The sequence below is a fragment of the Streptomyces sp. NPDC030143 genome, assembly GCF_055573695.1.
On the sequence record NZ_JBVIAY010000006.1, the window covers coordinates 166,243 to 181,217 of the forward strand.

12 protein-coding genes and 1 pseudogene are annotated in these 14,975 nt (G+C 72.2%); 6 read left to right on the forward strand and 7 right to left on the reverse strand.

Features of this window, described 5'->3' with window-relative positions:
* Positions 1–221: 221 nt before the first annotated feature.
* On the forward strand, positions 222–2,858 hold the full coding sequence (locus ACZ4YY_RS13325) for a SpoIIE family protein phosphatase (RefSeq protein ID WP_468288554.1): 2,637 nt from the start codon (positions 222–224) through the stop codon (positions 2,856–2,858).
* A 300-nt stretch (positions 2,859–3,158) separates the two neighbouring features.
* Here ACZ4YY_RS13325 and ACZ4YY_RS13330 read toward each other — a convergent pair whose 3' ends face one another.
* The 5 genes and pseudogenes from ACZ4YY_RS13330 to ACZ4YY_RS13350 all read right to left on the reverse strand — a co-directional run bounded on the left by ACZ4YY_RS13330 (position 3,159) and on the right by ACZ4YY_RS13350 (position 6,424).
* Positions 3,159–3,668, reverse strand: a complete 510-nt coding sequence (locus ACZ4YY_RS13330; RefSeq protein ID WP_468288080.1) for a hypothetical protein — start codon at positions 3,666–3,668, stop codon at positions 3,159–3,161.
* Positions 3,669–3,997: 329 nt separating this feature from the next.
* Complete coding sequence (locus ACZ4YY_RS13335) at positions 3,998–4,390, reverse strand: VOC family protein (RefSeq protein ID WP_468288082.1); 393 nt, start codon at positions 4,388–4,390, stop codon at positions 3,998–4,000.
* Positions 4,391–4,434: 44 nt separating this feature from the next.
* Entirely contained in the window at positions 4,435–5,118 is a 684-nt protein-coding gene (locus tag ACZ4YY_RS13340) for a tetratricopeptide repeat protein (protein WP_468288085.1), read from the reverse strand.
* A 152-nt stretch (positions 5,119–5,270) separates the two neighbouring features.
* A pseudogene (locus ACZ4YY_RS13345) lies at positions 5,271–5,579 on the reverse strand (RNA polymerase sigma factor); the annotation flags it as partial.
* 167 nt (positions 5,580–5,746) lie between these two features.
* Positions 5,747–6,424, reverse strand: a complete 678-nt coding sequence (locus ACZ4YY_RS13350; protein ID WP_468288087.1) for an HAD family hydrolase — start codon at positions 6,422–6,424, stop codon at positions 5,747–5,749.
* Between the two features lie 458 nt (positions 6,425–6,882).
* Here ACZ4YY_RS13350 and ACZ4YY_RS13355 point away from each other — a divergent pair, with 458 nt between their 5' ends.
* The 3 genes from ACZ4YY_RS13355 (at position 6,883) to ACZ4YY_RS13365 (ending at position 11,179) form a co-directional block, all read left to right on the forward strand.
* Positions 6,883–7,584, forward strand: a complete 702-nt coding sequence (locus tag ACZ4YY_RS13355; RefSeq protein ID WP_468288090.1) for a DUF5701 family protein — start codon at positions 6,883–6,885, stop codon at positions 7,582–7,584.
* 292 nt (positions 7,585–7,876) lie between these two features.
* Positions 7,877–9,406, forward strand: coding sequence for an ABC transporter substrate-binding protein (locus tag ACZ4YY_RS13360; RefSeq protein WP_468288093.1), 1,530 nt, complete (start codon positions 7,877–7,879; stop codon positions 9,404–9,406).
* The gene (locus tag ACZ4YY_RS13365; protein ID WP_468288096.1) at positions 9,407–11,179 is read left to right on the forward strand and encodes an ABC transporter permease subunit; all 1,773 of its coding nucleotides are present in this window, start codon (positions 9,407–9,409) and stop codon (positions 11,177–11,179) included. It abuts the gene before it with no gap.
* A gap of 229 nt (positions 11,180–11,408) precedes the next feature.
* On the opposite strand, the gene ACZ4YY_RS13370 is transcribed toward ACZ4YY_RS13365, so the two are convergent.
* Positions 11,409–12,026 carry a MarR family winged helix-turn-helix transcriptional regulator gene (locus tag ACZ4YY_RS13370; RefSeq protein WP_468288099.1) on the reverse strand — a complete coding sequence of 206 codons (618 nt, stop codon included), beginning with the start codon at positions 12,024–12,026 and terminating at the stop codon, positions 11,409–11,411.
* A gap of 170 nt (positions 12,027–12,196) precedes the next feature.
* Between ACZ4YY_RS13370 and ACZ4YY_RS13375 the strand changes: the two genes are divergently transcribed.
* On the forward strand, positions 12,197–13,561 hold the full coding sequence (locus ACZ4YY_RS13375; protein ID WP_468288101.1) for a pyridoxal phosphate-dependent decarboxylase family protein: 1,365 nt from the start codon (positions 12,197–12,199) through the stop codon (positions 13,559–13,561).
* 165 nt (positions 13,562–13,726) lie between these two features.
* Here the strand turns inward: ACZ4YY_RS13375 and ACZ4YY_RS13380 are convergent, their stop codons facing one another.
* Positions 13,727–14,170: a hypothetical protein gene (locus ACZ4YY_RS13380; protein ID WP_468288104.1), complete on the reverse strand. Its 444-nt coding sequence runs from the start codon at positions 14,168–14,170 to the stop codon at positions 13,727–13,729.
* A 221-nt stretch (positions 14,171–14,391) separates the two neighbouring features.
* Between ACZ4YY_RS13380 and ACZ4YY_RS13385 the strand changes: the two genes are divergently transcribed.
* Positions 14,392–14,862 (forward strand): cation:proton antiporter regulatory subunit, encoded by a 471-nt coding sequence (locus ACZ4YY_RS13385; protein ID WP_468288107.1) that lies wholly within the window; start codon positions 14,392–14,394, stop codon positions 14,860–14,862.
* The last annotated feature ends 113 nt before the right edge of the window (positions 14,863–14,975 follow it).

Sequence of the window (14,975 nt, forward strand, 5' to 3'; positions counted from 1 at the left end):
TGAGTGAGAGGAACAGGGCCATGACCTGGCACGTCGGTCGATTCTCGGTCTCTCGGCCCCGCCACCCGGGTCGGCTCCCTCGTGCGGACCGCGTCTCGCACCCGCGTGGGTGGCCCGGCCCGCACCGGGAGTCCGGTGGCAGACCGCCGGGGCCGCGCGCCGGCTCCCTGCTCCGGGTCCGCAGCGTCGCGGGCCAGGTCTTCCTGCTCCAGTTGACGATCATGGTGCTGTTCGCGGCGGCCGCGGGGGTGGCCCTGGTGATCCAGGCGCGGAAGGCGAGCACGCAGGAGGCGCGGCAACTGGCCTTCGGGGTCGCCCAGGCCTTCGCGCACGCCCCGGGGACACGGGCGGCCATGAAGTCCGACGATCCCAGCGGGCTGATGCAGCCGCGTGCGGAGGAAACCCGGAAGGAGTCCGGCGTCGACTACGTCGTCGCGTTCGATCCGCAGGGCTTCCGGTGGACCCACCCCGACTCCGGCCTGGTGGGGAAGCACATCTACGCGCTGCGCGAGGGCGCCGCGGCGGACAGACCCTTCACCCAAACCTTCGAGGGCAGCCTCGGCCTGTCGGTGGACTCGACGGTACCCGTCTACGACACCGACGCGAGCACCGTCGTCGGCTTCGTGTCGGTGGGCATCACGGTCGACAGCGTGAACGACGTCGTGCGGGGGCAGCTGCCGCACCTGCTCGGTTTCGCCGGCGGTGCGCTGGTCGTCGCCGCGGGCGGGACGGCGCTGGTGTCCCGGCGGCTGCGGCGGCAGACCCGCGGTCTGGACCCGTCCGAGATGACCCGCATGTACGAGCATCACGACGCGGTGCTGCACGCGGTGCGGGAAGGGGTTCTGATCATCGGGGGCGACGGGCGGCTGCTGCTGGCCAACGACGAGGCGCGACGGCTGCTGGGCCTGCCCGCGGACGCCGAGGAACGCCGTGTCTCCGACCTGGGCCTGGAGCCCGACACCGCCCGGCTGCTGGGTTCGGGCCGGCGTGTCACCGATGAGGTGCACCTGGCCGGTGACCGTCTGCTGGCGGTCAACATGCGGCCGGTCGACCCCGACGGCGGCCCGGACGGCAGTGTGGTCACGCTGCGCGACACGACGGAGCTGCGGGCGCTGGCCGGCCGGGCGGAGGTGGCCCGGGAACGCCTGTGGCTGCTGTACGAGGCGGGGGTGCGGATCGGTACGACGCTGGACGTGGAGCACACCGCCCGGGAACTGGCCGAGGTGGCGGTCCCGCGGTTCGCCGACGCGGCCACCGTGGACCTGCTGGATCCGGTCCTGCGGGGTGAGGAATCGACGGGCCACGGCCCCGAGATGCGCCGCACGGCGGCCCACGGCGTCGAAGGCGCACAGTCTCTCCTCCCCGTGGGCGAGTCGATCCGCTACCCCACCTCTCCCTCCGCCGTCGGCCCGGATCGGGGGCGGGCCCGCCTGGACACCGACCTCACCGCTGCCGACGGCTGGATGGCAGCCCAGGACCCCGAACGCGCCCGACGCGTGCGGGAGCACGGCTTCCACTCCCTGATCACCGTGCCGCTCCAGGCCCGGGGCGTCCTGCTGGGCGTGGCGAGCTTCTGGCGGTCGCAGAACGCTCCCTTCGAGGAGGAGGACCTGGCCTTCGCCGAGGAACTGGCCGCCCGGGCCGCGGTGGCCGTCGACAACGCCCGCCGTTACACCCGCGAGCACGCCCTGGCCGAGACGCTTCAGCGCAGCCTGCTGCCCCGCACCCTGCCCGACCAGTCGGCCGTGGAAGTCGCCCACCGCTACCTGCCCGCCGTGGACGGAGTCGGCGGCGACTGGTTCGACATCATCCCGCTGCCCGGTGCCCGGGTCGCGCTGGTGGTCGGCGACGTGGTCGGTCACGGCCTGCGCGCGGCGGCCACCATGGGCCAACTGCGCACCGCGGTCCACACGTTCTCCGCCCTGGACCTGCCCCCGGACGAACTCCTCGGACACCTGGACGAGCTGGTCGCCCGCATCGACAGCGAGGTGAACACCGAGGGGGACACCGGGGGCGTCACGGGAGCCACCTGCCTCTACGCGATCTACGACCCGGCCTCCGGTGTGTGCTCGATGGCCCGGTCCGGGCATCCGGAGCCCGCCCTGGTCCACCCGGACGGCACGGTGGAGTACGTGCGCGTGCCGGGTTCCCCGCCGCTCGGTCTGGGCGGCGGAGAGCCCTTCGAGACCGCCGAACTCCGGCTGCCCGAGGACTCTCGGCTGGTCCTGTACACCGACGGTCTGATCGAGGACCGCGAGCGAGGTGTCGACATCGGCCTGAAGGCACTGCGTGACGCCCTGGCGCACCCCGGCCGGACCGCGGAGGAGACCTGCCGGGACGTCCTCGACGTCCTGCTTCCTGCGCACCCGGGCGACGACATCGCCCTGCTCGTCGCCCGGACCCGCCTGCTGGATCCCTCCCGGGTCGCCGAGTGGGACGTGCCCGTCGACCCAGCGGCTGTCGCCGGGATCCGGGCGGGCGTCACCCGCCGGCTGGAAGCGTGGGGGCTGGCGGACATGGCCTTCACCACCGAGCTGGTGGTCAGCGAGCTGGTCACCAACGCCATCCGCTACGGCACCGAACCCATACGACTGCGGGTCCTGCACGACCGCGACAACCTGATCTGCGAGATCGCCGACGGCAGCAGCACCTCACCCCACCTGCGCCGGGCCGCGACGACCGACGAAGGGGGGCGAGGGCTGTTCCTCGTCGCGAGGTTCACCCGGCGGTGGGGCACCCGCTACACGGCGCGCGGCAAGGTGATCTGGACGGAACAGACCCTCCAGGGGCCGGCCACCGACGCCGAAGGTGCCACGGCCGACGCCCTGCTGGACCAGTGGGACGACGCGGCCTGGTGACGGCGCGGGGTCTCCGATCAGGACCCGGCCGAGTGGCTTCCGCCGGCCGCATAGCACCACTGCCGCTGCCTAACCGAACGGGTGGGCGCGAAACTGCGCTGGGGGCTCACCGCCGCCCCGGCTGAGCTGGAGGCGTTGAAGGTGTTCGCCGACGGGCCGTGCGAGGTGACGGTCGTCCTGGTCACGCCGGCCGACCGACCCGTCCGGGTGTCCCGTTCTCGAGCGCGGCGAGGCCTGCCGTTCGGCCACCCCGCGTGTGGAGGCCCCGCCACTCCTCGAGCACCGTCCAGCGCCGCGAGCTCAGTCCCCGTCCTCGCCGGTCCACTTCCGCAGCAGCGCCTCGCGCTCTTCACCGGGCGGGGTGTCGTCGGTGGCGTGGTCGCGTCGCCAGGCGACCAACTCGCCGACGGAAGTGCGGCCGTCGGCGAGCCGGGACAGGAGCGTGCGGGACAGCTCGAACTCGACGGGCGTGTAGATGCCTCCGGCGACCGCTGACAGAACGCTCACTTCGACGACGTCCTCGTCGGTCTCGACGCGCACGGTGTAGGCGGGCGGCAGATCGTTCACACCGCTGAGCGCCACGAGGACCGAGTCCAGCGCCACGGACACCACACGCCGGGCGGCGGAGCGCACGGTGACGTCACCGACGTCCAGCCGCCGCACCTCGCTCCAGCTCCACGACGCGCCGCGGTCGGTCCCCACCATCTCGACGCCGTCCTCGGTCAGCCGCACACCGGTGGTGGCGCCGGAGGCCTCAGCCCCCACGTACACCGACTCCTCGGTGATCCAGAACAGACCGACCATGGCCATGGGGCGCCTCCAGCAGCGATAACCGAACGACCGGGCACTCGCCCGGACCACTGAGTCAGACGACGCTGACGGCCATCTGGTTGACCCCCGCGCCGGGCCATCGGCGACGGCGACACCGACGACGAGGGGCGCGACCCCGGTCCACGGTGGACGGACCGCCACTACGATCCGATCACGGGTGCTGCGACGCGGCCCAACGCTGTTCGGCCGGATCACGCGCATGCCGCTCGACCTGCACTTCGACGACGGACTGTGTCTGTGCTCACCGCACCACAAGCACTTCGGCAAGTTCCACGGCGCACCGAGCCCGGCCGCCGCCTGACCCGCTGTCAGGCGCCACGGCCGGGTGGTACGAAGAGGCAGAACGGGTGGCCCGCCGGGTCGTACAGGACGCGCACGTCGTCCTGCGGTTGGAACTCCGCCACGGTCGCTCCCAGGGCGAGGGCGTGCTCGACGGCTGGGGCCAGGTCGTTCACCTCGATGTCCAGGTGCGTCATCATCTGCTGCTCGGTCCGGGTGGCAGGCCACCGCGGGCGGGTGAAGAGCGGCTCCGTCTGGAACGACAGCCCGGCCGAGCCGTCGGGTGGTGCGATCTCGACCCAGCCCGGTTCTTCCTTCCGCGTCGGCCACCCGAGCAGATCCCGGTAGAACTGCGCGAGTTCCCGTGCGTCGGGTGCGTCGAGGGTGGTCGCGGCCAAGGTGAAACGCGGTTGCGGCTTCATGCAGTGCTGCTGCCCGGGATGCGCCGCCCACAGGCCCGCGAGGCCTACCCCTGGGCCGTGTCCTGCCGGTCGCCGGCATCCGGCAGGTCGAGCTCCTCGCGGGCGTCCGCCACCCAGCGCAGGACACCCTGGGCGTCGGTGGTTTCCGCCAGTGACGTCGCTTCGCCGAGGTGGGTCGCCGCCACGTCCCGTCGCCCCTGCTGCGCGGCGAGATAGGCCAGCCCGATCAGGTTCGCGGCCACACCGGGAAGGAAGCCCAGCTCACGACGGAGACGGGTGGACTCCTCGAGGGAGGCGCGGGCTGCGTCCAGCCGTCCGGCCATGTGCTCCGCAAAGCCGAGGTGCCGCAGGGCGTAGGACATGGTCAGCCGGTCCCCGGTCTCGGTGGCGAGGTCGAGCGCGCGTTCGAAGGCGGGCAGCGCCGCCTCGGTGTCGCCCCGGACCACTTGGTGGAAGGTCCCGACCCAGAACAGAGCCTCGCCTTCGCTCCGGGTGTCGCCGAGGCTTGCGTACAGCTCCGCCGCACGCTCGAACAGCTCCAGCTCCCGTGCGTCCTCGACCCGCTCGTCCAGGAAACGGGCATGGATCAGTCGGCCACGGGCCAGAGCGAGGTCCGCCTCGACCGCGTCGAGACCCAGATCGGCGGTCTCCAGCACGGTGCTGTCACCGCCGAAGACGGCGCGCTCGTAGAGGAGTGAGGCCTGCTCGAATCGTTTGTCCGTGGTCATGCGAATGATCGTATCGACTGACGTCATTTGCATGTGACGTTCCCTCATATGCGGTATTGATGAGGCTTGTTGGGCGAATTCGACACTGCTCTGGGGGCATCCGTGCGGCGGCCGGCGACGTGCTCAGCCCGTCCGGCGAGACCTCACATCCACCGCCGCCCGGAGATGCGCAGATCGCGTTGCGTCTCCCGGACGACACGACGGCGCTCCGACGAGACGGCGTTGCGCGCGATGCCGTACAGCCAGGCCGTCTCACTGCCGAGACGCGGCCGGTAGGAGTGGGCGGAGTCGAGGACGGCGAGGAAGATCTCGGCCGTCAGATCGGCCGCCGTGTGCGGGTCGTCGACCCGGCGGGCCACGAACCGCATCACCTCGTCGTGGCGCCGGTGGAACTCCGCGAAGAGCCGCGGGTCACGTACCGCCGCGGCGGGGCCACCGCGTAACCGTTCCGCTTCGTCCACAGGGGTCTCCTTCTCGTCGGAGGTTCCGCGGCCTCCTTGCCGGAGGTCCCTGGAGTCACTTCGAACTCTTCACCCGTACTTGGACCGGGGTGCGAAAAGCGTTACGGCCGACCCGCGGCCCCCGACGCACGGCGCGGCGGCGACCGGGTCAGCGGGCGACGACCGGGTCAGCGGGCGGTGTCCTGGCCCAGGGCTCGGGCCCACTCGCGCACAGCGGCGTCGGCCAGACTCGTGCCCAGCCAGTCGTGGTCGAGCTCGGCTCCGGGCAGGGAGGGTACGACCGCGACGTAGAGCCCGGCGGCACGCGCCGAGGCGATGCCCGTGGCCGAGTCCTCGAAGGCGACGGAACGCCCCGGGGCCGCACCGAGCGTCTCGCAGGCCGTGAGGTAGAGCTCCGGTGCGGGCTTGGGGGATCGCACCTCGTCGGCGGCGAACGAATGGGTGAAGCAGTCGGCGAGGCCCGCCGACCACAGGGCCGCGTCCAGCAGTTCGCGGGGGCTGTTGCTGGCCACGGCGACGGGGACGGCTGCCCGGCAGGCGGCGCGCACCAGTTCCACCGCCCCGGGAAGGGGCGCGGCGCCTCGGGAAAGCTCCTTGCGGACTCGCTCGAGGAGTTCGGCGGTGAGTTCGGCACCGGCGTCGGGGCGCCCGAGGTACCGGGCCATGGCCTCTCCGGCGGCCTCCACGGTGCGGCCGATGACCAGGGCCTTCTGTTCCGGGCCGAAGGGATGGCCGTGCGCCGCGAAGATGGCCGCTTCCGCGACGCTCCAGCAGGCCTCTGTGTCGACCAGCAAGCCGTCACAGTCGAAGACGACGGCCTCGGTGCGGGTGGGGAGGGCGTACATGCGTGTCCCTTTCGCTTCGGGTGCGTGGCGCCGCTGTTCGTCCGACGGCAGTGATCACCGGCGATCACCCTAGGCTGAAGGCATGGGAACATCCACGATTCTGCCCGATAGCGGGCAGGAACAGCGCAGAACGGTACGGTCGAGCGCACCGCCGACCACTCATGGGTGAGGGTTCCCGCCCTCGGACCCCTCACTCGAGGGCAGCCCCGGTGGCGGGCTCGCCCGGCCTCGGCGGCAGGTGCTCCGGCCCCCGGAAAATCGCATGCGTCCTCACCGGGCCGCTCCCCAGGCTGAAGGTGGTGGACTGTGTGCGATCTCCATCTCAGCGGCGAGGACCTGTCCGCACTTCGGGGCTGACCGGGCGACTTCGGAAGTCGGCCGGCTTGGGGGTGCCCGCTGCCGCTGCCCGCCCGGCGGGAACGTCTGTCCGGGCCGACTCGTTGCCCCTGAGTCTGTTCATGTCGCCCGCCCCGAGGAGCATCGTGCCCGACGACAAGCCCGCCACCTCCGCCGTTCTGCCCACGCTCCCGGCCTTGAGCACGCAAGCCGAACGGCTGATCGAGCTGGGGGTGCACGAGATCGCCGGGCTTCCCGCAGCCGGGATCCGCGCCTTCGCCGGGACGGCAGAGTCCCTCGCGGGCAGCGACGGCGCCCTGCTCGCCGTCCACCCGAGCAGAGCCCCCGCCTCCGCCCTGACGCCGCTGCTGCGCCGTGCCGACAAGCCGGGGTTCGTCGTCACCGACATGCCCGACGTCGACGACTTCGCCCCCTGCACCGTCGAGCTGCCTGATGTTCCGCTCTACCTCGTCACCGGCCTCGACCGCGGTGACCACATGTCCAACTGGAGCCCGGAGGAGGCGTTGCCCGCGCTCACCAAGGAGAACCGCACCCCGCTGCTGCTCGCCGAAGGCATCCATTGGGTGCTCCAACAGCCGGCAGCCCTCGAGCGCAACCGCTGCTTCATGACCATCGGCTCCCGGCTGCGCAAGGCGAACGGCGAACTGGACGCCCGCACCCCGGCGATCTGGATCAGCAACGGCACCGGACGGGACGGCCGCGAGCGTCGCAACGCACCGAAGGTCGGCTGGTGTTGGTGGGGCAACCGCCACACCTGGCTCGGTTTCGCCTCCACCACGGGCCGCCGGGTCCAGGACGCGTAGCGGGCAGTGCCCCCATGGCGGGGCGGGGGCGGACCGGACGATCCGCGGCGCGCGACCCGGGCCCCGCCCGGACAGGGACGCCCGAGCAGGCGACCGAGGTGACGAGCACCCGGCATCGGGGCGTGGACACCGTGACACCGAGTCCACGTGGTGTGACATGCACATCTTCTTTATTGAGTTTTCACCTACCTGATCAAAAGTTGGTAAGCCTTGCCTAATACACTGGCGCGGGCTCACCTCCGTACGACGTACGCGCAGGTGTGACCGGCCCCTCCGCACGACAGGATCAACCATGCGCCCGTACCCTTCCCGTGGCCTCGTCACGGTGCTCGCCCTCGCCCCGCTGCTGGCCGGCTGTTTCGTGTCGGGGGAGGGCGGAGCGAGTACCGATGACAAGGCCGGGTCGGGCGGCCGGCTGAGGGTCGCTCTCGCGGTCCCGCCGGTGCAGGCCCTGTCGCCGTACAGCAACGACGCCACCGTGCTGGGCAAGCTCTCCGTGACCGAGGGACTCACCACGCTGAACAAGGACGGCGCCGCGGCGCCCGCGCTGGCCACGTCCTGGAAGCGGACGAACGCCACCACGTGGACGTTCGAGCTGCGCAAGGCCGACTTCCAGGACGGCACCGAGGTGACAGCCCGATCCGTCGTCAACGCGCTCGACCACGCGGGTGCCGCCAAACCCAAACCCCGCGTCCTCAGCGACGTCACCCTCACCGCGAAGGCCGAGGACGCCGACACCGTCACCATCACCACCAGGACCGCCGACCCGGTGCTCCCGCTGCGGCTCGCCAGCCCCGCGTTGAGCATCCTCTCCCCCAAGGCGTACGCGAAGGCCGGGACCGCCGACCCGATCGGCACCGGGACTGGCCCCTTCAAGATCACGAGGCTCGCCGGGAAGAGCAAGGCGACGCTCGACCGCTACGACGGCTACTGGGGAGGCAAGGCGAAGCTGTCCGGCATCGACGTCACCTGGATCGTCGACGGCACCGCACGCGCCAACGCCCTCCGCGGCGGCGCCGTCGACGTGGCCGAGTGGATCCCCACCGCGCAGGCGAAGCTGCTGGACCCCGAGACCCGTCACGAAGTGTCCTCCGTGCGCACCGACAGCCTGCTCCTGAACACCCGCGGCGGTGGCGTCTTCGCGGACGCGAGCCTGCGGGCGGCCGCCCGTGAGGCAGTGGACGGTTCCGCCCTCGTGGACTCCGTCTTCGGCGGGTACGCCGACCCCGCCCGGGGCCTGTTCGGGCCCGCCGTCCCCTGGGCGGCCGACAACCGTGTCGCGGTGACCGGGCGCGCCACGGCGGCGACCACCGCGCAGGTCAAGGCGAAGACCAGAGGAAAGACGATCCGCCTGGCCGCCATCACCAACCGGGCGGAACTGCCCGAGGCCGCGACCGTTCTCCAACAGCAGTTGGAGAGGGCCGGTTTCACCGTGAAGCAGGATGTGCGTGAGTACTCCCAGATGGAGGCCGGCCTCCTCGCCGGCGAGTACGACGCGCTCGTCTTCTCCCGCGTGACGCTCCTCGACACCGGCGACGCGGTCGCCTACCTCGCCAGCGACTTCACGAGCGACGGCGTCTACAACATCACGGGCCTGAAGGACGTCAAGGTCGACCAGGCCATCGAGAGCGCCGCGCGGGAGGGTGACCTCACGCGGCGGCACCAGAAGATCATGCGGGCGGAGGCCGAGGTCCTGCGCACGGACGCCGTCGTGCCGCTGGTCCACGAGAAGGTCGTGCAGGGCATCGCCACCGACGTCGAGGGCATTGCCCTCGACCCGCGTGAGCGGTCGCTGGTCGACGTCGACACCCGTCTGAAGTAGATGGGCGTGACATCGGCCGGCACGCCGGTCCGAGGGGCCGGACTGCGCACGGGTGTCGGCCGCCTCACCGCAGGGGCCGTGCTGCTGACGGCCGTGGGTCTGCTGCCCTGGCTGTCCGGGACCGACCCCGCGCTGACGGTCCTGCGGGCCCGCTCCGCCGATCAGGACGCGACCCCGGCGCAACTGGCCGTCGTACGTGAGCAACTGGGTCTGGACGAGGGGCCGTTCCTTCATCTCCTTCGTTGGCTGGGCGGGCTGCCGCGGGGAGACGCAGGCACCTCCTGGGTGTCGGGGGAGGCGGTCCTGCCCCAGGTGACGTCGGCTTTCGCGGTCTCCGTCACCCTGATGCTCGGTGCGTTCGCGGTCACGGTCGCGGTGGCCGCGCTGGTCAGCGCCCGCACCCTGTACCTCGGGTCCCGGCGACGGCTGCGACAGGCGCGGGCGGGCACCGTGGCGGCCGTCCTCGCCGCACTGCCCAAGTTCCTGCTCGCCTCACTGCTCGCCACCGTGTGCGGGGTGTGGCTGGGCTGGTTCCCGTCCAGCGGCTGGGAAGGGCCGGCGTCGATGGTGCTGCCCTCGCTCGCCCTCGGTGTGCCGTCCGGGGCGATGATCGGCGGCCTGCTCGACCAGTCCCTGCCCGCCGCCTTCGACGAGCCGTGGGCGCGGACCTGGCGCGCCCACGGTCTCCCGCCCGGCCTGACCGCTCGCAACGCGCTGCGTCGCGCGCTGGCCGGTGTGCTGCCGCAGCTCCTGCCGACCGTCGTCGCGCTGGTCGGCGGCGCGGTCGCGGTGGAGAAGATCTTCAACATCCCGGGCCTCGGCCGGTTCGCCCTCGACGCCGCCGTGGCCCAGGACTTCCCTCCGTTGCAGACCGCGACGCTGTTGCTCGTCCTGCTCGGCGTCACCGCCGGCCTCCTCCTCCAGGTCCTGCGCCGCGCCCTGCTCGGCCCGGCCCTGCGGGACGGCGCGCTCCCCGCCCTGCACCAGAAGGCCCTCCCGCGGCGGCGCTCCACGCGCTGGGTCGCCCGACTGTGTGCCGTCGCCCTGCTCGCCCTCGTCGTGGCCGGTCTGCTGCGCGACCCCCTGCACGTGGACACGGCCGCCCGGCTCCTGCCGCCGTCGGCCGCGCACCCACTGGGCACGGACTCCCTCGGCCGCGATCTGCTGGCCCGGCTGGGCCACGGGGCACTGCGCACGGCCGGTGTGGCCCTCGCGGTCACAGCGGTCAGCGCCGTCATCGGGCTGTCGATCGGTATGTCGACTCGGGTCGGCGTGGGTCTCACAGAGGTGGTGTCCACGCTCCCCGCCGTCCTCGCCGGACTGCTGACGACCGCGGTGACCGGGCCTTCGGTCTTCGGCGCCGCGTGCGCGGTGTGCGCGGTGGGCTGGACCCCTTACGCCGCCCAGGCCTGCGCACTGCTCGACGAGGAACGGGCGAGCGGTCACCTGCTCGCCTCGGTCTCCTTCGGCGCCGGCCCGCGCTATCTCCTGCGCCACCACTACCTCCCCGCCGTGCTGCCAGGGGTCCTGCGCAACGCGCTGTTGCGGCTGCCCACCACCGTCCTGGTCCTCGCCTCACTCGGCTTCCTGGGGTTGGGCGAACAGCCGCCGACACCGGAGTGGGGCCGTCTCCTGTCGGAGAACCAGCCGTATGTGGAACTGGCCCCCTGGACCGTCCTCGGCCCGGCCTGCGCGTTGGTCCTGCTGTCTGTCCTCGCCGTGTCCGCCACGCCGTCGGGACGCAGCGGAGTCCGGCGAGCGGGCAACCGTTGACGCCGTCGGCCGGTGTCGCCGGGGCATCGCGGGCATGGTGCAAGAACCCCAGGTGCCCCGCCACCTCGGGCGCGCGGACCACGACGTCGAGGGTCAGGCGTCTGTCCGTCCGCGGTGAAGACGTAGGTCCACCCGGTACGTCGCCGGCGGATCCGCCGAGGCCGTGCGGTGGCGGCACCGCGGCTCCACCGGGTTCCGGCAGCCGCCCTCGTGGCCGCACCGACGGCGGTCACCCGTCGCGCAGCGCCTTGTTGATCTCGTGGAGCGAGCTGGTCAGCCGCCCGTAGTCGTCGTCGGCCACCGGTGCGACGAAGTACCGCTCGACGACCCGGGTGTGCACGGCCGCGGCGCGGAGGAACGCGGCGCGGCCCTGATCCGTCGGTTCGACCAGAACGCTTCTGCGGTCCTCGGGTGACGGCACGCGGCGGACGAGACCGGCCTCTTCCATGCGGTCGATCAGACGGGTGATGCCACCGCTGGTCAGGGTGAGGTCGTCGGCCAGCGTGCGCTGCGAGACCTGCTCGTCGGGGTTCCGGCAGAGCCGGATCAGGACCTCGAACATCGTGTGGCTGACCCCGCACTCCTGCCGCAGGGCGGTGTCGATCCGCTGGCCCAGCCGGGTGGCGGCCTTGATCAGCAGACCGAAGTCATGGACGCGTCGACTGTTGGCGGCACGCGCGGCCTGGGCGCCCTGGTCCTGTCGGCCGCCCTGGTCTTCCTGGTCTTCCTGCGCATGCGCGGCGCGGGCGGCCTCGTCTGCCCGGTCACGCGCGGCGCCGGCGGCCTGGTCACGCGCAGCCCTTGCTGCCCGGTCTCCCTGGTCGCCCTGCCGAGTGGCGGCATCCACCGGTCCGTCTCCTCTCGTCCGCGCCTCGGCCCCGTCCGGACCTCGACGCCTCGATCTTACTGCCGGATCATTTACCGAGACCTCAATTACTGAGCAGTCAATTGCTGAGCAGTCAATGAAACTCTATGCTGTGCGAGTCACCACACCGCAGAACCTGAGAAGGGAAGCCCATGGACCTGCAGCACTGGCTCGGTCAGGCAGCCGACGCCATAGAGAAGTGGGCCGGCGGTTTCGGGCCCTACGAGCGGCACCCGTCGCTCCTCGTGGAGGACGACCGTTTCGCCGCCGTCTTCGAGGAGTTCACCGGACGGCTGACGGACAACTACCCGTTCTTCCACCCGCACTACGCGGGTCAGATGCTCAAGCCGCCGCATCCGGCCGCCGTGGTCGGCTACCTCACGACGATGCTGATCAACCCCAACAACCACGCCCTCGACGGCGGCCCCGCCACCGCCCGCATGGAACGCGAGGCCGTCGCGCAGCTCGCCACGATGTTCGGCTACGACACCCACCTCGGCCACCTCACCACCAGCGGCACCATCGCCAACCTCGAAGCGCTCTTCGTCGCCCGGGAGCTCCACCCCGGCCTGGGCGTGGCCTACAGCGCCGACGCCCACTACACCCACGGCCGCATGTGCCACGTCCTCGGCGTGAAGGGCCACCCCGTGCCCACCGACGACCGCGGACGCCTCGACCTCGACGCCCTCGAAGCCGTTGTGCGGACCGGTCAGGTGGGTACGGTCGTCCTCACCGCCGGAACGACCGGCCTGGGAGCCGTCGACCCCGTCCACGAGGCCCTGGCACTGAAGGAGCGCTACGGTGTCCGGCTGCACGTCGACGCCGCCTACGGCGGCTTCTTCACCCTGCTCGCCGGAGCGGACGGCCCCGAAGGGCTCGCGCCCGAGCCGTGGCGGGCCATCGCGAGCTGCGACTCGATCGTCGTCGACCCCCACAAGCACGGACTCCAGCCCTACGGCTGCGGAGCCGTCCTCTTCCGCGATCCCGGGGTCGGACGCTTCTACCTCCACGACTCGCCCTACACCTACTTCACCTCCACCGAGCTGCACCTCGGCGAGATCAGCCTGGAGTGTTCCCGGGCCGGCGCCTCCGCCGCCGCTCTGTGGCTCACGTTCCAACTCCTCGCGCCCACACCCGAAGGGCTCGGCCGTGTCCTGGCGGCCGGTCGGCGGGCCGCGCTGAAGTGGGCGGACCTGATCGCCGCGTCCGACACCCTGGAGCTCTACCAGCCTCCCGAGTTGGACATCGTCAGCTACTTCCCGGTCGTGGACCCCGCCGCCCTGAGCGCCGTCGACGCGGCCTCGGCGCGTGTCCTGGCGGCCGGCATGGCGAGCGCCGATCCGGTGTTCCTGAGCACCCTCAAGGCCGACCGCGAGGCGTTCACCGCACGCCACCCGAAGATCGGCGCGGACGCCGACGGCGCGCGCATCCTGCGCAGCGTCCTGATGAAGCCGGAGTCCGAGCACCATGTGGAAGGCATCCACGAGCGAGTGGAGCGGATCGCCCGCGCGCGTTGACCAGCCGTCCGCTCCGGTGCGATCGATCCCGCCGACGCGCCCCGCGCCGGTCGTGGCGCGGTCGCACCCGCGGCCGGGCCGCGCACGGTGTCGACGACTCTGCCGCGCACGCGGTGAGTCGAAGCTCCGAACAGAAGGGAGCCCGGCTCGCGACGCCCTGCGCGTTCAGCGGTCGTGCGGTGCGCGGACCGCTCCGGGTGCGGCGGCACCCGGGCCCGCGGTGACCCGTCGGTAGGCGGCGCGGGCGTGGTGGAGGCGTGCCAGGGCCGTACCCAGGACGGCGGCGGTGAACAGGCAGGTGAGCCAGAACGCGTCGCGGTGCGCCGCCCAGCTGAGGGTGCCCGCGGGCGGAATGGCGAACCCGTTGAGGAACAGCCAGCACAGCACGGCAGTGCCGGGGGCGGCGGCGAAGTGGGCGCGCAGTCCCGACAGCGCTGCGAGCAGGGACAGAACGGTCAGGGCGAGTGAGGGTCGCCCCGGCCCGACGAGGGTGTTGAGGAGTGCCACCAGCAGCAACGCCCCACCGGACGCCGCAGCCCATACCACCGGCGTGGCCACGAGTCCGGGGACGGGGCGGGCCCCGACTCTGAGGGAAACCCACTCGATCATGCTCGGCTTCCTTCCGGTGCGTCCGGTCCGGCAGGCGGCACACGCCGCCCGGTCCCCGCGGCCTCGGTGCCGGCAGCCGGACGCGACGTGTCCTCCGGCCGACGGGGAGGAGACGAACGGGCGACGGCCGGACGAACCCGGGCCGCTCGTTAGGGTGTCATCAAACAGAGTTCGAAGAAACACTCGAATCGGACAGGGGGACAGCCGTGGGCGCTGCGCGCATGAGCAGTACGCCGTTGCCGGGGATCGGCGTGCGCTACGACCTGACCACGCGGGAGCAGCGGCGGCTGTCGGTGGTCGCCCACCGGGACGGTTCCCGCACCCTCAACGCCTACCGGGCGGACGACCCGGACGCCTGTGCGCTGTCCGTGCGACTCACCGCGGGCGAGGCGGCCACCCTCCTCGACGCCCTGATGCCCGCGCACCACAGTCCGAACCTGCTGTCGACGACCGCGCTGGGACTGGTCGCGGAGCGGGTCGAGCTGTCGGGGACTTCGCACTGGAACGGCCGACTGCTGGGCGAGACCCGGATGCGTACGGAGACCGGTGTGTCGATCGTGGCGGTACTGCGGCGCGCCGAGGCGATCCCTTCCCCGGGGCCGGACTTCCGGCTGGCCGGCGGGGACGTCCTGATCGTGATCGGCACGCGCGAGGGCGTCGACGCCGCCGCGGCGATCCTCGGGCGGGAGTGACCCGGAGCGCGCCTCTGCGGTCGTCCCGGTCACCGCGCCTGCGGGGGCGCCGTCCGGGCCGGCGGTCGGGCTCAGGGGTCCCTGCACTATGAGCGCCTGATCAGGCCGCGTGG

Bases quoted from the DNA above. Each gene is read 5' to 3' on its own strand.
- ACZ4YY_RS13360 (WP_468288093.1), top strand. From the start codon at position 7,877: ATGCGCCCGTACCCTTCCCGTGGCCTCGTCACGGTGCTCGCCCTCGCC.
- ACZ4YY_RS13335 (WP_468288082.1), bottom strand. From the start codon at position 4,390: ATGAAGCCGCAACCGCGTTTCACCTTGGCCGCGACCACCCTCGACGCA.
- ACZ4YY_RS13350 (WP_468288087.1), bottom strand. From the start codon at position 6,424: ATGTACGCCCTCCCCACCCGCACCGAGGCCGTCGTCTTCGACTGTGAC.
- ACZ4YY_RS13365 (WP_468288096.1), top strand. From the start codon at position 9,407: ATGGGCGTGACATCGGCCGGCACGCCGGTCCGAGGGGCCGGACTGCGC.
- ACZ4YY_RS13325 (WP_468288554.1), top strand. From the start codon at position 222: ATGGTGCTGTTCGCGGCGGCCGCGGGGGTGGCCCTGGTGATCCAGGCG.
- ACZ4YY_RS13330 (WP_468288080.1), bottom strand. From the start codon at position 3,668: ATGGCCATGGTCGGTCTGTTCTGGATCACCGAGGAGTCGGTGTACGTG.
- ACZ4YY_RS13385 (WP_468288107.1), top strand. From the start codon at position 14,392: ATGAGCAGTACGCCGTTGCCGGGGATCGGCGTGCGCTACGACCTGACC.
- ACZ4YY_RS13380 (WP_468288104.1), bottom strand. From the start codon at position 14,170: ATGATCGAGTGGGTTTCCCTCAGAGTCGGGGCCCGCCCCGTCCCCGGA.
- ACZ4YY_RS13375 (WP_468288101.1), top strand. From the start codon at position 12,197: ATGGACCTGCAGCACTGGCTCGGTCAGGCAGCCGACGCCATAGAGAAG.
- ACZ4YY_RS13340 (WP_468288085.1), bottom strand. From the start codon at position 5,118: ATGACCACGGACAAACGATTCGAGCAGGCCTCACTCCTCTACGAGCGC.
- ACZ4YY_RS13355 (WP_468288090.1), top strand. From the start codon at position 6,883: ATGTCGCCCGCCCCGAGGAGCATCGTGCCCGACGACAAGCCCGCCACC.